14 protein-coding genes are annotated in these 16,437 nt (G+C 71.4%); 13 read left to right on the top strand and 1 reads right to left on the bottom strand.

What is annotated here, in order from left to right:
• Positions 1–47 precede the first annotated feature (47 nt).
• From ABEA42_RS08295 to ABEA42_RS08240, 12 genes are all read left to right on the top strand, one after another.
• Positions 48–1,277 (top strand): heparan-alpha-glucosaminide N-acetyltransferase domain-containing protein, encoded by a 1,230-nt coding sequence (locus tag ABEA42_RS08295; RefSeq protein WP_345502432.1) that lies wholly within the window; start codon positions 48–50, stop codon positions 1,275–1,277.
• Between the two features lie 61 nt (positions 1,278–1,338).
• Positions 1,339–2,655: an NAD(P)/FAD-dependent oxidoreductase gene (locus ABEA42_RS08290; RefSeq protein WP_345502430.1), complete on the top strand. Its 1,317-nt coding sequence runs from the start codon at positions 1,339–1,341 to the stop codon at positions 2,653–2,655.
• Positions 2,652–3,383: a DUF1365 domain-containing protein gene (locus tag ABEA42_RS08285; RefSeq protein WP_345502428.1), complete on the top strand. Its 732-nt coding sequence runs from the start codon at positions 2,652–2,654 to the stop codon at positions 3,381–3,383. Before ABEA42_RS08290 ends, ABEA42_RS08285 begins: the two co-directional genes overlap by 4 nt.
• On the top strand, positions 3,380–4,717 hold the full coding sequence (locus ABEA42_RS08280; protein WP_345502426.1) for a cyclopropane-fatty-acyl-phospholipid synthase family protein: 1,338 nt from the start codon (positions 3,380–3,382) through the stop codon (positions 4,715–4,717). Before ABEA42_RS08285 ends, ABEA42_RS08280 begins: the two co-directional genes overlap by 4 nt.
• Positions 4,714–6,030, top strand: a complete 1,317-nt coding sequence (locus tag ABEA42_RS08275) for a cyclopropane-fatty-acyl-phospholipid synthase family protein (protein WP_345502424.1) — start codon at positions 4,714–4,716, stop codon at positions 6,028–6,030. Before ABEA42_RS08280 ends, ABEA42_RS08275 begins: the two co-directional genes overlap by 4 nt.
• Positions 6,027–6,818: a DUF1295 domain-containing protein gene (locus ABEA42_RS08270; RefSeq protein WP_345502423.1), complete on the top strand. Its 792-nt coding sequence runs from the start codon at positions 6,027–6,029 to the stop codon at positions 6,816–6,818. Before ABEA42_RS08275 ends, ABEA42_RS08270 begins: the two co-directional genes overlap by 4 nt.
• Positions 6,819–6,857: 39 nt before the next feature.
• Positions 6,858–7,283 (top strand): HIT family protein, encoded by a 426-nt coding sequence (locus tag ABEA42_RS08265; RefSeq protein WP_345502422.1) that lies wholly within the window; start codon positions 6,858–6,860, stop codon positions 7,281–7,283.
• A complete protein-coding gene (locus tag ABEA42_RS08260; RefSeq protein ID WP_345502421.1) occupies positions 7,280–7,783 on the top strand; it encodes a methylated-DNA--[protein]-cysteine S-methyltransferase in 504 nt (167 codons plus the stop codon). Before ABEA42_RS08265 ends, ABEA42_RS08260 begins: the two co-directional genes overlap by 4 nt.
• Before the next feature lie 195 nt (positions 7,784–7,978).
• The gene (locus ABEA42_RS08255; RefSeq protein ID WP_345502420.1) at positions 7,979–9,130 is read left to right on the top strand and encodes a lytic murein transglycosylase; all 1,152 of its coding nucleotides are present in this window, start codon (positions 7,979–7,981) and stop codon (positions 9,128–9,130) included.
• A 155-nt stretch (positions 9,131–9,285) separates the two neighbouring features.
• Positions 9,286–10,704, top strand: a complete 1,419-nt coding sequence (locus ABEA42_RS08250) for an NAD(P)/FAD-dependent oxidoreductase (protein WP_345502419.1) — start codon at positions 9,286–9,288, stop codon at positions 10,702–10,704.
• 38 nt (positions 10,705–10,742) lie between these two features.
• Positions 10,743–12,026: a M16 family metallopeptidase gene (locus tag ABEA42_RS08245; RefSeq protein ID WP_345502418.1), complete on the top strand. Its 1,284-nt coding sequence runs from the start codon at positions 10,743–10,745 to the stop codon at positions 12,024–12,026.
• On the top strand, positions 12,023–13,390 hold the full coding sequence (locus ABEA42_RS08240) for a M16 family metallopeptidase (RefSeq protein ID WP_345502416.1): 1,368 nt from the start codon (positions 12,023–12,025) through the stop codon (positions 13,388–13,390). Before ABEA42_RS08245 ends, ABEA42_RS08240 begins: the two co-directional genes overlap by 4 nt.
• Positions 13,391–13,459: 69 nt before the next feature.
• Here ABEA42_RS08240 and hisN read toward each other — a convergent pair whose 3' ends face one another.
• A complete protein-coding gene (gene hisN, locus ABEA42_RS08235; protein ID WP_345502415.1) occupies positions 13,460–14,251 on the bottom strand; it encodes a histidinol-phosphatase in 792 nt (263 codons plus the stop codon).
• A gap of 302 nt (positions 14,252–14,553) precedes the next feature.
• On the opposite strand from hisN, the gene ABEA42_RS08230 reads away from it, so the two are divergent.
• A complete protein-coding gene (locus tag ABEA42_RS08230) occupies positions 14,554–16,218 on the top strand; it encodes a peptide ABC transporter substrate-binding protein (protein ID WP_345502414.1) in 1,665 nt (554 codons plus the stop codon).
• The last annotated feature ends 219 nt before the right edge of the window (positions 16,219–16,437 follow it).

Below are 16,437 nucleotides of genomic sequence, written 5' to 3'. Positions count from 1 at the left end.
GCGCCGCGAGACGCGCGCCGTGGCGCGGCTGCTGACAGGATGTGCTCATGAGCGAGCCCGTGCTGCCCGCGGTCGCGGCGGCCCGGATCGTGGGAGTCGACGTCGCGCGTGCGCTCGCCCTCGTCGGCATGATGGCCACGCACGTCCTGCCCGGACGGGTCGGTGACGAGGTGCCCTGGGTGCAGCAGGTCGCCGGGGGGCGGGCGTCCGCCCTCTTCGCCGTGCTCGCGGGCGTGAGCGTCTCCCTGGTCAGCGGGCGCAAGATGCCGGTGCACGGTGGTGAGCGCCGCGCGGCCTCGGTGCGGCTGGTCGTGCGTGCCCTGCTCATCGGCGCCCTGGGGCTGGCCCTCGGCACCGTGCCCACCGTCATCGCGGTCATCCTCGCGTCGTACGGCGTGCTGTTCGTGCTGGGCCTGCCGTTCCTCGGGCTGGGTGCCCGCGCCCTCGCCGCGTGGGCGGCCGCCTGGGCCCTGGTGGCGCCGTTCGCGGCCCACCTCCTCCGCCCCCACCTCCCACCGCACGAGGTGGGCAGCCCCACGCCCAGCGACCTCCTGCGCCCCGCCCACCTGCTCTCGGAGCTCCTCCTCACCGGCTACTACCCGGCCGGCGTCTGGCTCGCCTACCTCCTGGCGGGTATGGCGCTGGGGCGCCTCGACCTTCACCGCACCGCGACGGCGGCGCGCGTCGCGGCCCTCGGCGTCGGCCTGGCCGTCGCCGCGACCCTGCTGTCCCGGGTGCTGCTCGACCGCCCCGGTGCACGGGCGGCCCTCGCCTCGACGTACCCCGACGGTGCCTTCCCGGACCCCGACCTGCGGACCGACCCCGGCGCCCTCGGTGCCCTGCTGACCCACGGACTGTCAGGGACCACCCCGACGGGTTCGTGGTGGTGGCTGGCCACGGTGGCCCCGCACTCGGGGACGACGCTCGACCTGGCCCAGACGACGGGCTCCGCGATGGCCGTGCTCGGGGTGTGCGTCCTGCTCGTGCGGCGCCGGCCGGAGATCTGGGCCGCGCTCTTCGGCGCCGGTGCGATGACCCTGTCGCTCTACACGCTCCACGTGCTGGTCATGGCGCAGGGCTGGTGGCCCGACTGGGAGGCGCCGGAGCACTTCGGCGACCAGGTGCTCGTGGTGGCGGTGGTGGGGGCGTTCTTCGCCCTCGTACCGCTGCGCGGCCCGCTGGAGACGGTCGTGGCCGTGTTCTCCCGGGAGGTCAGCCGCAGGGTGGTCCGCCGACCGCGGCTGGAGCCCGCGGTCCAGCGGGCGCACCCCGGCTGAGGCAATCCGACCGGGCCCGCACGACGAACGACCAGCAGTTGACCACGATCGGATGGACACCATGCCAGCACCACGCCGCGCCGTCATCGGCAGCGGGATCGCAGGACTCGCGGCCGCGCACGTGCTCAGCACGCGCGGCCCCGTGACCCTGTACGAAGCCGACGCCCGCCTGGGCGGCCACGCCGACACCCACGAGGTGGAGGTGGGGGGCCGCACCCTCGGCATCGACACGGGCTTCATCGTCCACAACGACCGCACCTACCCGACCCTGCTGCGCCTTTTCGGCGAGCTCGGCGTGGCCACGCAGGAGTCGGACATGAGCATGTCCGTGCGCGACGACGAGTCCGGGCTGGAGTACGCCGGTGCGAAGAAGGCCAAGGGGCTGTTCCCCCGCAGGAGCAACCTGACCGACCGCGCCTACCTGCGCATGCTCACCGAGGTGCGCGCGTTCCACCGCGAGGCGCGAGCGGTTCTCGGCCGGACCGCCGGCGACGACGACCGCGACGAGACCCTTGGCGCCTTCGCGGAGCGAGTCGGCTTCACGCCCTACTTCGTGCGCCACTTCCTCGAGCCGGTCGTCGGCGCGGTGTGGTCGTGCGACCCGGCGCTGTCGCTGGACTACCCGGCGCGCTACCTGTTCGAGTTCCTCGACCACCACGGCATGCTCACCGTCTTCGGATCGCCCACGTGGCGCACGGTGACCGGGGGCTCCAAGCGCTACGTCGAGGCGCTCGCCGCAGGCCTCGACGAGGTCCGTCTCTCCAGCCCGGTGCGCTCCGTGGTCGAGACGCCGCTCGGCGTCGTCGTCGAGGACGCCCGTGGTGGCTCGGAGACCTACGACGCCGTCGTCGTCGCGGTCCACCCGCACCAGGCACTCGCCATGCTGTCCGAGGCGACCCCCTCGCAGCGCGAGGTGCTCGGCGCGATCCACTACTCCAGCAACGTCGCCCAGCTCCACACCGACGAGTCGGTGCTGCCTCGCAGCGACGGCGCCCGAGCCTCGTGGAACTACTGGCGCCGCCCGGCGGCCGACGCCGGCACGGGTGTCCTGGTGACCTACGACCTCACGCGGCTCCAGCGCCTCGATGTGCAGGGGCCCCGGTTCCTGGTGACGCTCAACGGTGTCGACTGCGTCGACCAGTCGAAGGTCATCGACACGATGCACTACGAGCACCCGCTCTACACGCCGGAATCCGTTGCGGCGCAACGGCGTCTGCCGGGGATCAACACCGAGCGGATCGCCTTCGCCGGCGCCTACCACGGCTGGGGGTTCCATGAGGACGGCGCACGCTCCGGTGTGCGGGCCGCGGCTGCGCTGGGCATCGACTGGCACGAGCCGGCAGGACGGCCGGTGCCGACGGAAGCAGCGGTGCGGTGAGGGCCCCGGCATCGACGCGCATCTACGCGACCTCGGTCCACCATGCGCGCAAGGAGCCGGTGGCACACCGGTTCCGGACCCGCAGCCAGCAGTGGCTCGTCGACGTCGACGACCTTCCTCAGCTGGGACGCCTCGCGCCGCTGGCGCGGTTCGAGTCCCGTGACCACCTCGGCGACCCGGGTCGCACCCTGCGCCAGAACGTCGACACCTTCCTGGCTTCCCGGGGGGTGGACCTCGAGGGCGGGCGGGTGATGATGCTCGCCGTACCCCGGGTGCTCGGGACGGTGTTCAACCCGATCAGCGTCTTCTGGTGCCACGACCGCGAAGGACGCCTGGTGTGCACCGTCGTGGAGGTGCACAACACCTACGGCGACCGCCACGCCTACCTCGTCCACGCCGACGAGCGGGGGCGGGCGGAGGTCGACAAGGCGCTCTACGTCAGCCCCTTCAACGACGTCTCCGGCTCCTACAGCCTCCTCGTCCCCGAACCGGACGACCAGCTCCGTGTCCAGGTCGTCCTGCGCCGTCCGGGCCACGCCCCGTTCGTCGCCGGCATGACCGGCCGCGCGCTGCCGGTGCGGACCAGCACGGTCCTGCGCCTGGCGCTCACCCAACCGCTCGAACCCCTGGCCGTCTCGGCACGCATCCGCATCCACGGCATCTGGCTGTGGCTCCGGCGGCTGCCGGTCCAGCCCCGACCTTCCCACCACCAGGAGGCAGTCCAGTGACCACCGCCACCGCCGGCCTCTCCACGAGCCCGGTCATCGACCCCACCCGCTGGCCCGACCTGACGGCCCGCAGGGCGAAGGCCCGTCGCGCCATCGAGGGCGCCGTAGCGCGCCGCATCTTCCTGTCCGTCGTCCGCCGGCTGCCCGTGCGGGTGCAGATCGGTCGCGAGGCGATCGTCGGCGGGGGCATCGGCGACCCTGCCGCGCCCCTCATGGTGATCGAGCGCCCCGACGCGTTCTTCGCAGCTGTCGGAGCCGGGGGCCTCATCGGCTTCGGCGAGTCCTACATGGGCGGGGACTGGAACGCCGAGGACCTCGGCGGCCTGCTCGAGATCTTCGCCGCCCAGATGGGCACCCTGATCCCCGAGCCGCTGCAGCGGCTGCGCGCCTTCTACGTCGCCCGGGCCCCGCACACCGAGAAGAACACGACGAGCAACACCCGCAACAACATCGCGCGCCACTACGACCTGTCCAACGACATGTTCGCGACGTTCCTCGACAGCACGCTGAGCTACTCCTCGGCCCTGTTCACGGGCGACGACGCACCCGGCAGCCCGCTCGCGGGGGAGCGCGTCACCCTCAACAACCCGCGCACGCTGCCCACGTGGGAGGACCTGGCCGAGGCCCAGGGCCGCAAGGTCGAGCGGATGCTCGACTCGGCGGGGGTGGGCGCCGGTACGCGGGTGCTCGAGATCGGCACCGGCTGGGGCGAGCTCGCCATCCGCGCCGCCCGGCGCGGGGCCACGGTCCTGTCCGTGACGCTGTCATCGGAGCAGCAGGCACTCGCCCGTGAGCGCATCGCCGCCGCCGGTTTCGCCGACCGGGTCGACGTCGAGCTGCTCGACTACCGCCTCGTCGACGGCGAGTTCGACGCGGTCGTCTCCGTCGAGATGATCGAGGCCGTGGGGCACGAGTACTGGGGCGAGTACTTCCGCACCATCGACAACGTGCTGGCCCCCGGGGGCAAGGTCGCGATCCAGGCGATCACGATGCCGCACGACCGCATGCTGGCCACGCGCTACACCTACACGTGGATCCACAAGTACATCTTCCCCGGCGGCTTCCTGCCCTCGACCCAGGCGCTCGTCGACGTCAACCGCGCCGAGACGTCGCTGCGGGTCACCGAGCGGTTGTCCTTCGGGCAGCACTACGCCGAGACCCTGCGGCTGTGGGACGAGCGGTTCCTCGGTGCGCTCGACCGGATCCACCAGCTCGGCTTCGACGAGGTGTTCGACCGCATGTGGCACTTCTACCTCGAGTACTCGCGGGCGGGCTTCCGCTCCGGCTACCTCGACGTCCAGCAGCTCGTTCTCCAGAGGGAAGGCGGCCGATGACCGCGACACAGACCACCAGCACGCGCACCACCACGGCCACCGCGCCCGGTGTCGCGACCGAGATCGCCGAGGCGCTCGCCCCCTTCGTCGGGGGCGCGCTCCCGGTGCACCTCACCGCGTGGGACGGCAGCGCCGCCGGCCCTTCCGACGCGCCGCGGGTCGTGCTGCGCTCCCCGCGGGCACTGCGCCGCCTGCTGCGCCACCCCGGAGAGCTCGGGGCTGCGCAGGCCTACGTCACCGGTGAGCTCGACGTCGAGGGCGACCTCAACGCAGCACTGACCCACGTGTGGGAGGTCGCGCACGAGCGTGGGCTCGGCGGCATCCGCCCCACTCCCGCGACGGTCGCCGCGGTCCTCAAGGTGGCCAAGGGTGCAGGCGCGCTCGGCCGGCCCCTGCCGCCCCCGGCCAGCCAGGCCGTGCTCAAGGGCCGGCTGCACAGCCTCGGCAGGGACAAGCAGGCCATCCACCACCACTACGACCTGTCCAACGAGTTCTACGAGCTCATCCTCGACCCGCACATGGCCTACTCGTGCGCGTACTGGACCTCCGACGACCCCGACTACACCGTCGAGGACGCCCAGCGCGACAAGCTCGACCTCGTCTGCCGCAAGCTCGGCCTCGAGCCCGGCATGCGCCTGCTCGACATCGGCTGTGGCTGGGGCTCCATGAGCCTGTACGCCGCCGAGCACTTCGGCGCGCAGGTCACCGGGGTGACGATCGCCGCCGAGCAGAAGAAGTTCATCGACGCCCGGATCGCCGAGCGCGGGCTGCAGGACCGGGTCGAGATCCGCCTGCAGGACTACCGCGACGTCCCGGACAACGACTTCGACGCCGTCGTCTCCCTGGAGATGGGGGAGCACGTGGGCCAGCGCAACTACCGCACCTACACCTCGGTGCTGCACGACCGCGTGCGCCCGGGTGGCCGCGTCCTGATCCAGCAGATGTCGCGCCGTGGCCGGCACCCCGGTGGCGGACCCTTCATCGAGTCGTTCATCGCCCCCGACATGACGATGCGCCCCGTCGGGCAGACCGTCGACCTCATCGAGGAGTCCGGGCTCGAGGTGCGTGACGTGCACGCGCTGCGCGAGCACTACGTCCGCACCGTCGACGCCTGGTACGACACGTTCGAGGCCAACTGGGATCGCGCCGTCGCCCTCGTCGGCGAGGAGGTCGCACGCGTCTGGCGGCTCTACCTCGTCGGTGGGTCGATGGCCTTCCGCGACGGGCGCATGGGCGTCGACCAGATCCTGTCGGTCCGCCCGGACCGTGGCGCCTCCGGGCTCCCGCCGCAGCGGCCGACGGTCTGGTCATGACCTTCGACGGCTCGAACTTCCTTGCCGTCACAGGTTCCTCGCTGCTCGCGGTGGTCGTCCTCATGGCGGTGACCGCGGTGGTCGGTGCCAAGCAGGGCCGGGTCAGCGTCGTCGACACGACGTGGGGCCTGGGCTTCGTCGTGGTCGCCGTGGTCGCGGGCCTCGTCGGTGACGGCACCGGCTGGCGGCGCCTCGCGCTCGTGCTCGTCGTGGCGGCGTGGGGCCTGCGCCTGGCGTGGCACGTGACCCGGCGCAACGCCGGCAAGGGTGAGGACCCCCGCTACGAGGAGATGCTCGCCAAGGAGGAGGGCAACCCCACGTGGGTCGCGATCCGCAAGGTCTACCTCGTCCAGGGCCTGGCCGTGTGGTTCGTCTCCCTGCCGATCCAGGTGAGTGCAGCCGCGGGCCACGGTGTCACCGTGGTCGCCGTCGTCGGCCTGCTGCTGTGGGCGGTCGGCCTCACCTTCGAGGCGGTCGGCGACGCGCAGCTCAGGGCGTTCAAGGCCGACTCGTCCAACAAGGGCAAGGTCATGGACCGCGGCCTCTGGTCGTGGACGCGCCACCCCAACTACTTCGGCGACTCGTGCGTCTGGTGGGGCATCTACCTCGTCGCCGCGAGCGCGTGGCCGGGTGTCCTCACCGTGCTGTCGCCTGTCGTGATGACCTACTTCCTCGTCTTCGCGACCGGCGCGAGGCTGCTCGAGAAGCACATGGGGGAGCGCCCCGGCTACGCCGAGTACCGCGAGCGCACCAGCTACTTCCTGCCGCGACCGCCGAAGAAGGCCTGAGCCCCGTCCCTGTCGGCGGCGCCGACTAGGGTCGCTGGCGTGGACTGCCTCTTCTGCGGGATCGTCGACGGCACCGTGCCCTCGCACGTCGTGCTCGACGAGCCGTACGTGCTGGGGTTCCTCGACACCCGGCCGCTGTTCAAGGGGCACGTGCTGCTGGTGCCCCGGATCCACGTCGACACGCTGCCCGACCTGCCCGCCGAGCTGGTCCCGGTGCTCATGGGGGCGGTCCAGCGCATGGCGTCAGGTGTCGTCCGGGCGCTCGGGTCGCAGGGCTCGTTCGTCGCGGTCAACAACGTCGTGTCCCAGTCGGTGCCCCACCTGCACGTCCACGTGGTGCCGCGGACGAAGGGCGACGGCCTGCGGGGCTTCTTCTGGCCCCGCACGAAGTACGCGTCCGACGACGAGGCGCAGGAGTACGCCGCCCGCCTCGCCGCGGCCCTCGACCCGCCTGTCGCGCCATGAGGGTGCACACGGTCGTGCCGTCGCCGGTGGGCGAACTGACCCTCGTCGCCGAGGACGGGGCGCTGGTGCGCGTGCACCTGGCCGGTGGCAAGCAGGCGGCCGACCCCGCGGTGCTCGGGCTGCGCGACGGCCCGGACCCCGTCCTCGGCGAGGCGGTGCGCCAGCTCGGTGAGTACTTCACCGGGGACCGGACCGAGTTCGACCTGCGGCTGGCGCCGGCCGGCAACGCGTTCGAGCAGCGGGTCTGGGCGTTGCTGCGCGAGATCCCGTACGGCGAGACGCGCAGCTACGGCGACCTTGCACGGGTCCTGGGCGACGTGGGCTTCAGCCAGGCAGTAGGGGCCGCCAACGGGCGCAACCCGATCGCGATCGTCGTCCCGTGCCACCGGGTCATAGGCGCCGACGGGAGCCTGGTCCGCTACGCCGGCGGCCTCGACCGCAAACGCTTCCTGCTGGCCCTGGAGGAGTCCGAGGACACCCGCGCGCAGCGCCTGTTCTGACGCGGCTGCCGCTGGGCCGCAACCGGTGCAGCGGGGTCGTTGCTGCTGGGGTCGGTGGGGCCAGTGTCCGTTCTGGCCTCAACCGTTCGTGCCGTTCGCGCCTCGAGGACGTGCCGCCCCGCCGAACCCGCGGCAGGCTGCGGGGGTTGACTGCCACGGGTCGGCTGCGATGGTCGGGAGGGGGCGAGGGACTGCGTGAAGGTGCTCAAGCTGGCCGTGCTCGGCGGACTCGTCGCGGCCTTCGGCCTCCAGGCTGCCGTGGTGCAGCGGTCCGTGACCGCGGAACCCGCGGCCGACCGCGCCGCCCTCCCTGCGCCCGTCGTGGTGTCGACGGCCGACGTCCCCGACACCTGGTCCTTCGACGACCGTGACCGGACCAGCGCCGTCGTGGTCCAGGCCGTGGCCGCCGCCCCCGCTGCCCGGGCGGCGGTCCTGCGCAAGCCGCCACGACCACCCCGCAGGGCGGCCACCGGTGCCATGCCGGCGCCCGGTACCCCGCAGGCCGTGCTCGCGAAGGCCTACGTCTCCGCCGTGGCGAAGTCGCCCCGGAGCTGCCACCTCAGCACCGCCCACCTCGCGGCGATCGGCCAGGTCGAGTCGGGGTCGGTGGGCGGACGCTCGATCGACGCCGACCACCGGGTCACGCCCCAGATCTACGGACCGCTGCTGGACGGCGGGCCGTTCGCGGTCGTCCACGACACCGACGGCGGGGCCTACGACGGTGACAGCAGCTACGACCGTGCGATGGGACCGTTGCAGTTCCTGCCCGGTACGTGGCGCTGGGCCGGCCGCGACGGGGACGGTGACGGTCGGCGCGACCCCCAGAACGTCTTCGACGCCGCCCTCGCCACCGCTGGCTACCTCTGCGCCGACGGGCGCGACCTGCGCTCAGACGGCCAGCTGCGCTCGGCGGTCCTGTCCTACAACTACTCGGGCGACTACGTCACGGCGGTGTCCGACTGGGTCGACTTCTTCAGCCGGCACGGCCTGGCCGCGCTGGACGACGTGGCGTTCCGCGTCGCCTCTGGTGGCCGGGCCAGCGACCTACCGGTGCCCGAGACCTCGACGAGCTCGACGACGACCACCTCCAGCACGACCACCACGTCGGCGGGGCGCCCGACCAGCCCCACCCGGACGTCGACGCCGAGCACGGGCGGCGCCTCGTCGACCGGCTCGTCGACCACCTCGTCGGGCCCGAGGACCGCGCCGCCCACGAGGACGCCCGTCCCGCCGACGACCTCGTCCTCGAGCTCCACGACCCCGGCGCCGACGACCACGACGGCACCCCCGGCGCCGGACCCGGTCGCACCCACCCCGTCGGGCAGCGTCCCTCCGGCCACAGGCTGAGACGCCCGACGTGATGCGGGTCGCACCCCCAGCACGGGGCGGGTCCGCGGCATACCGCTCGCGCTAGGGTTGTTGACCAGAACGCAGGAGCGTCATCGAGGACGGCACCCCCCGTGGGGTGGCCGTCCTTCGTCTTTCACAGGAGAGTTGTGGGTATGTCGCACGAGGTCCAGACCAGTCAGCGTCACCGCGTCGTCGTCATCGGCTCCGGCTTCGGGGGGTTGTTCGGCACCCAGGCACTCAAGCGTGCGGACGTGGACATCACGCTCATCGCCAAGACCACGCACCACCTGTTCCAGCCGCTGCTCTACCAGGTGGCCACCGGCATCCTCTCCGAGGGCGAGATCGCCCCCGCCACGCGTGAGGTGCTGGCCCGTCAGGACAACGCGCGCGTCCTGCTCGGCAACGTCACCCACATCGACCTCGAGGCCCGCACCGTCACCTCGCGGGTCCTCGACCGCGAGACGGTCACCCTCTACGACTCGCTCATCGTCGCCGCAGGGGCCGGTCAGTCCTACTTCGGCAACGACCACTTCGCCCGCTACGCCCCCGGCATGAAGTCGATCGACGACGCCCTCGAGCTGCGCGGCCGCATCTTCGGCGCGTTCGAGTGGGCAGAGCTGGCCAGTACCCCCAAGGAGATCCAGCGGCTGATGACGTTCGTCGTCGTCGGCGCCGGTCCCACCGGGGTCGAGATGGCCGGCCAGATCGCCGAGCTGTCGCGGCGCACGCTGCGGCGCGACTTCCGGGCCATCGACACCAGCCGCGCGCGCATCGTCCTGCTCGACGCCGCGCCCACGGTTCTCGGCGCGTTCGGTGACCACCTGGGCGCCAAGGCGGCGGAGAAGCTGCGCAGCCTCGGGGTCGAGGTCCAGCTCGGCGCCATGGTGACCGGGGTCGACGCCACGGGAATCGACGTCAAGGACTCCGACGGCAGCACCCGCCGCATCGAGGCCGTGACCAAGGTGTGGGCCGCCGGTGTCCAGGCGTCGGAGCTCGGTGCCCAGCTCGCAGAGCAGTCGGGGGCGCAGGTCGACCGCGCGGGCCGCGTCCAGGTCGACGACGACCTCACCCTCCCGGGCCACCCCGAGGTGTTCGTCGTCGGCGACATGGCGTCGCTCAAGGGCTACCCGGGGGTGGCGCAGGTCGCCATCCAGGGGTCGCGCTACGCCGCCGACCAGATCAAGCGACGCCTCGCCGGCAAGCCGCCCGCAGGCCCGTTCACGTACAAGGACAAGGGGTCGATGGCGACCATCTCCCGGTTCAGTGCGGTGGCCTCGATCGGCAAGCTGCACTTCAGCGGCTTCGCAGCGTGGGTGCTCTGGCTCGCGGTGCACCTCGTCTACATCATCGGGTTCAAGCACCGGCTGACCACCCTGCTGCACTGGGCCGTCAGCTTCGTCGGCCGTGGCCGGTCCGAGCGTACGGTGACGGAGCAGCAGGTGTTCGCGCGCACCGCCATCGAGCAGCTGGGGGAGGAGTACGCCCCCTCCCTGCCGCGCGTGCCCGCGGACCGGCGACCGCCGGCCCAGTCCGTGGCCCAGGCGCGGGAGCAGGGCAGCAAGACCCTGTAGCCGGCGCGGCGGTCGGGCCCGTCGCCTAGGGTTTGGCCATGCCCCTGGACTACCCGATCCACCAGCGGACCCTGGCGAACGGCCTGCGGGTCGTCGTCTCGCCCGACCCGAGCGTCCCGACCGTCACGGTCAACCTGTGGGTCAACGTGGGTTCGCGCCACGAGACGCCGGGGCGCACCGGGTTCGCCCATCTGTTCGAGCACCTCATGTTCCAGGGGTCGCGCAACATCGCCAGCGGTGAGCACTTCACCCGGCTGATGGCCGAGGGCGGTCGCCTCAACGCCACGACCTGGTTCGACCGCACCAACTACTTCGAGACGGTGCCCAAGGGTGCCTACGAGCTGGCCCTGTGGATGGAGGCCGACCGCCACGCCCACCTCCTCGACGCGGTGACCCAGGAGAACCTCGACAACCAGCGGGACGTCGTCAAGGAGGAGAAGCGCCAGCGCTACGACAACGTCCCCTACGGCAAGGCCCTGATCGAGGTGTATGCCGCGGTGTTCCCACCGGAGCACCCCTACCACCACCCGACGATCGGCTCGATGGAGGACCTCGACGCCGCGAGCCTCGAGGACGTGCACGCGTTCTTCCGGCGCTACTACGGTCCCAACAACACCGTGCTCACCCTCGTCGGCGACCTCACCCCGGAGGAGGGGTTCGCTGCGGCCGAGCGCTACTTCGGCCACCTCCCGGCCTCGGCCGAGGCGCCGCGGGACAACCTCCCACAGCTCGCGCCGCTGACCGAGCCCGTCGCCGTCGACCGGCCCGGCGCGGTGCCCAACGACCGGGTGCACATCGCCTTCCGGCTCCCGGTCGACAACACCGAGGAGTTTTTCGCGGCGGCGCTGGCCATCGACGCCCTCGGTGGCCTGTCGACCTCCCGCCTGGTGCAGCGGCTGGTCCGTCGCGAGCAGGTCGCCAATGCCGTCCAGGCCCACGCCATGGGGTTCGTCGACGGGGTGTCGCTCGGGTTCTTCGTCCTCGACGTCGCCGACGGGCAGGACCCCTCCGCCCTCGAGGCGGCCGTCGTCGAGGAGCTCGAGCGCTTCGCCGTCGAGGGCCCGACGGCCGTGGAGATGGAGTCTGCGCTCGCCCAGTCCGAGCGCAGCTGGCTCTCCGCGCTCGCAGGGCACGAGGAGCGCGCCGACCTCATCAGCCAGCACGTCCTGCTCCACGACGACGCGCAGTTCGTCAACACGTTCCTGGACCGCATCGGCCAGGTCACCCCTGAGCAGGTCCGTGAGGCCGCAGCCACCTGGCTGCGCCCGGAGAGCAGGGCAGTCGTGCGCCACCTCGTGGCCGCCGAGGAGGACGCCGCATGAGCACCGTGACCGACGACCGCAGCGAGCCGACCCGTCCCGAGGTCGCCCCGCCCGGGCCGTGGAGCTTCCCCGTGCCCGAGCGCCACACCCTCGCCAACGGCATCGAGCTCCTCGCCTACGACATCCCCGGGCAGTACGTCGTCTCGGTGCGCACGGCGCTCCCGCTGCCGCTGTCGGCCGAGCCACGCCACGTGGAGGGCGTCGCCACCGCGATGGCCCGGCTGCTGGACGAGGGGACTGCCGAGCACTCGCCCGAGGAGTTCGCAGAACTGTTGGAGCGCAAGGGGATCGCGCTCGGCGCATCGGTCAACGAGGCCGGCCTCGGGGTCGACCTCGACGTCCCCAAGCGCCATCTGCCCGAGGCCTTGGAGCTGCTGAGGCTCGCCCTGGCCGAACCGGTCTTCCCCCAGGCCGAGGTCGAGCGCATCCGGCGCACCCGGCTCGCCGAGATCGAGCAGGAGCGGGCGCTCGCGCCGCAACGGGCGGCCCGCGAGTTCGTGGCCACGTTCTACGACGCCGACGACCGGGCCTCGCGCCCCAGCGCGGGGTCGGCCGAGACCGTCGGCGCCCTGACCCGCCAGGACGTCGTCGCCTTCCACGGCCGTCACGTCGGCCCGCAGGGCATGACCGCAGTCGTGGCCGGGGACCTGTCCGGCCTCGACGTCGTGGCGGCGTTCGAGCAGACCCTGGGTAGCTGGCAGGCGACGCGGCAGGTCACCCCGGGAGCACCCGCCGTGCGCGCGTCCGACGCGGCGCGCATCGTCCTGGTCGACAGGCCGGGCTCGGTGCAGAGCGAGCTGTTCGTGGGCTGTGCCGGGCCGGACCGGCGCGCGGAAGGTGGTTGGGCGCCGTACCCCGTGCTCGGGTTCGTCATCGGTGGCTCACCGAACGCGCGGGTCGACGCGGTGCTCCGCGAGGAGAAGGGCTACACCTACGGCATCCGCTCGGTGTTCCGCCCCCGCAGCGCGGGCGGGCTCTTCCTCACCTCGGGGTCGGTGCGTGCCGACTCCACCGTGGAGTCGGTGGGGCTGCTGCTCGACATCCTCGACGGCGTGCGTGACGGGCTGACCGAGGACGAGGTCAGGGCCGGGGTCGACTTCGTCAGCAAGACCGCTCCCGGGCGCTTCGCCACGGCCGACTCGGTCGCCGACGAGGCCGCCACGCTGGCCTTGGAGGGGCTGACGACGGAGTTCACGACGAGCAACCTCGAACGCATCCGTGCCCTGACGGCGGAGGACCTCGCGACGGCCTACCGGCGATGGGTGCAGGGGGAGTGGACGGTCGTGGTCGTCGGCGACGCGTCGGCCCACGCCGAGGGCATCCGGGGCCTGGGCCGTGGAGAGGTCACCGTCGTCCCGAGCTGAGGGACTGCCTCCCGGCGGTCACGGAGCTGGTGCCGGTACCGCGAGGGCCGGTTCGGGGCCCGCAAAGGCTCACACCCGTGCGTCGGTCCCGATCCGCTCGAGGACCTCGTCGTGCAGGATCCCGTTGGTGGCCAAGGCATTACCGCCCCACGGACCGTCCTGCCCGGCGAGGGACGTGAAGCGGCCGCCGGCCTCGGTCACGATCGGCACGAGGGCGGCCATGTCGTGGACCGCCAGCTCGGGCTCGGCGGCGATGTCCACCGCCCCCTCGGCGACGAGCATGTAGGACCAGAAGTCGCCGTAGGCCCGGGTGCGCCAGCAGTCGTCGGTCAGCTCGAGGAACTGCGCGTGGCGGTCGATCCCGCGCCAGCCGGCGAGGCTGGAGTACGACAGCGACGCGTCCTCGACACGCGACACGGCCGAGACGTGGATGCGCTTGGCCGCGGCCAGCGAGCGACCCGACCACGCGCCGGAGCCGTTGGCGGCCCACCAACGCCGCCCGAGGGCCGGCGCCGCGACGAGGCCGAGGACCGGCATGCCCTCGTCGACCAGCGAGATCAGGGTGGCCCAGGCCGGTACGCCCCGCACGAAGTTGTGGGTGCCGTCGATCGGGTCGATGACCCAGCGCCGAGGCCCGTGGCCGGTGGTCTCGAACTCCTCGCCCTCGACGGCGTCGCGCGGCCGCGTCCGCTTGAGCTGGCTGCGCACGAGCTCCTCGGCCGCCTTGTCGGCGTCGCTCACCAGGGTGAGGTCGGGCTTGGACTCGACGACGAGGTCCTCCGCGCGGAAGCGGGCCACCGTGATCCGCTCGACGGCGTCCGCCAGGACGTGGGCGAGGCGCAGGTCGTCGTCGTAGGGCACCTGCCCACGCTAGCCCGTCGGGGTCGCCGGGCGGGGGACCGCCACACAGCCCGACTTCGGGACGAACGCCCCGACGCGGCCAAAAGCCGCGCCCACCGAAGATCTGCTCTCGGGGAGGCCTCGCGACGATCACGTTTTTGTCTCGGGTTGGCGGAGAACGTCGCCTTTACTCCCTGCTTGCTCTTTCATGGGTGCCACAACACGAACGCCCTGTGCGTTACAGGGCTGCGCTCCACCCGGTGAGCAGCCCGGACCGATCCGTCCGATTCAGGACGGCTGACCCCTTAAGTAGGAGGACATCAATGCGAGGAACTACTCGCACGGTGACCATGGTTGCCGGTGTTGCCTCTGTCGCGCTGCTTGCTGCAGCGTGCGGTGGCGGTAGCGACAACCCGGGCACCAGCTCCAGTGCCAGCGGCGGCAAGACCGGCGGCACTGTCACGGTCCGTGGGTGCAACCCCCAGAACCCGCTCATCCCCAGCAACACCACGGAGACCTGTGGTGGCAACGTGCTCGACGCCATCACGGCGAAGCTCGTCCACTACAACCCCGAGACGGCTGCTCCCGAGAACGACATCGCTGACAAGATCGAGTCGACGGACAACCAGAACTTCACCATCACCCTGAAGAAGGGTTACAAGTTCCACGACGGCACCGAGGTCAAGTCGAAGAACTTCGTCGACGCCTGGAACTACGCCGCCTACGGCCCCAACGCCCAGTCCTCCGGCTACTTCATGGAGCCCATCGAGGGTTACGGCGACCTGCAGTGCGCGGGCAAGGACTCCGAGGACCCCTGCAAGGGCTACACCCCGAAGGCCAAGAAGCTGACCGGCCTGGTCGTCAAGGACGACTACACCTTCACGGTCAAGACCACCGAGAAGGTCTCGAACCTCCCGGTCCGCCTCGGCTACTCGGCGTTCTCCCCGCTGCCCGACTCGTTCTTCAACGACCCGAAGGCCTTCGGCGAGAAGCCGATCGGCGCCGGCCCGTACAAGTTCGACTCCTGGACCAAGAACACCGAGATCAAGCTCAGCAAGTTCGCTGACTACTCGGGCAAGTTCGGTGGCAAGCTCGACAACATCACGTTCAAGATCTACCAGGACGCTGACGCTGCCTACACCGACGTCCAGGCCAACAACCTCGACGTGACCGACGAGGTTCCCTCCTCGGCGATGATCGACGACAAGTACAAGCAGGACCTCCCGGACCGCAACGCCCAGAAGGCCGTCGGCGTCATCCAGACGATCACCTTCGCGCCGAGCAAGGTCGACCCGAACTACGCCGACCCGAAGATCCGCCAGGCGATCTCCATGGCGATCGACCGTCCGACGATCATCAAGCAGATCTTCAACAACACCCGTCAGCCCGCCACCGGCTGGGTCTCCCCGGTCGTGGACGGCTACAAGGCCAACCAGTGTGGCGAGTGGTGCACCTTCGACGCCGCCAAGGCGAAGGCCAAGCTCGACGAGGCCGGTGGCTTCAAGGGTGGCAAGATGACGATCGCCTACAACGCCGACGCTTCTCACAAGGCGTGGGTCGAGGCGACCTGCAACTCCATCAAGGGTGCCCTCGGTGTCGACTGTGTCGCCACCCCGGTCGTGGACTTCTCCACCTTCCGTGCCAACATCGCGGCGCGCAAGCAGAAGGGCATGTTCCGCACCGGCTGGCAGATGGACTACCCGTCGATCGAGAACTTCCTCGCCCCGATCTTCAAGACCGGTGCGTCCTCCAACGACGGTGACTACAGCAACCCCGAGTTCGACAAGCTCCTCAACGAGGCTGCTGCCCAGACGGACGCCGCCCAGGCGAACGCCAAGTACCAGCAGGCTGAGGCGCTCCTCGCGAACGACATGCCGGCCATCCCGATGTGGTACTCCACCGCCACCTTCGGCTGGTCCGACAAGGTCACCGGTGTCAAGATCACCGCGTTCGGCACCATCGACTTCTCCAGCCTCGCGCTGAAGTAAGCCGCCCCGGAGAGCCCTGTGACCGCAGGGCGATCCACCCGCAGCGCCGTCGGCCTGCCGGCCCAGTGTCGGCAGGCCGATGGCCTGTCCGGGAGCAGTCGAGGGGAGACACCGCCTCCTGCCCCCCGCACCCCCCATACGACTATGTTGTGATGGGCTGCGGCGCCCACGTCATGTAGCGTCCCGGCTCGTCCAGCCACGCCAACGGGAAACACCCCC

Source organism: Pedococcus ginsenosidimutans, assembly GCF_039544395.1.
Lineage (GTDB): Bacteria > Actinomycetota > Actinomycetes > Actinomycetales > Dermatophilaceae > Pedococcus > Pedococcus ginsenosidimutans.
This window is presented reverse-complemented; position numbering and strand designations above follow the sequence as displayed.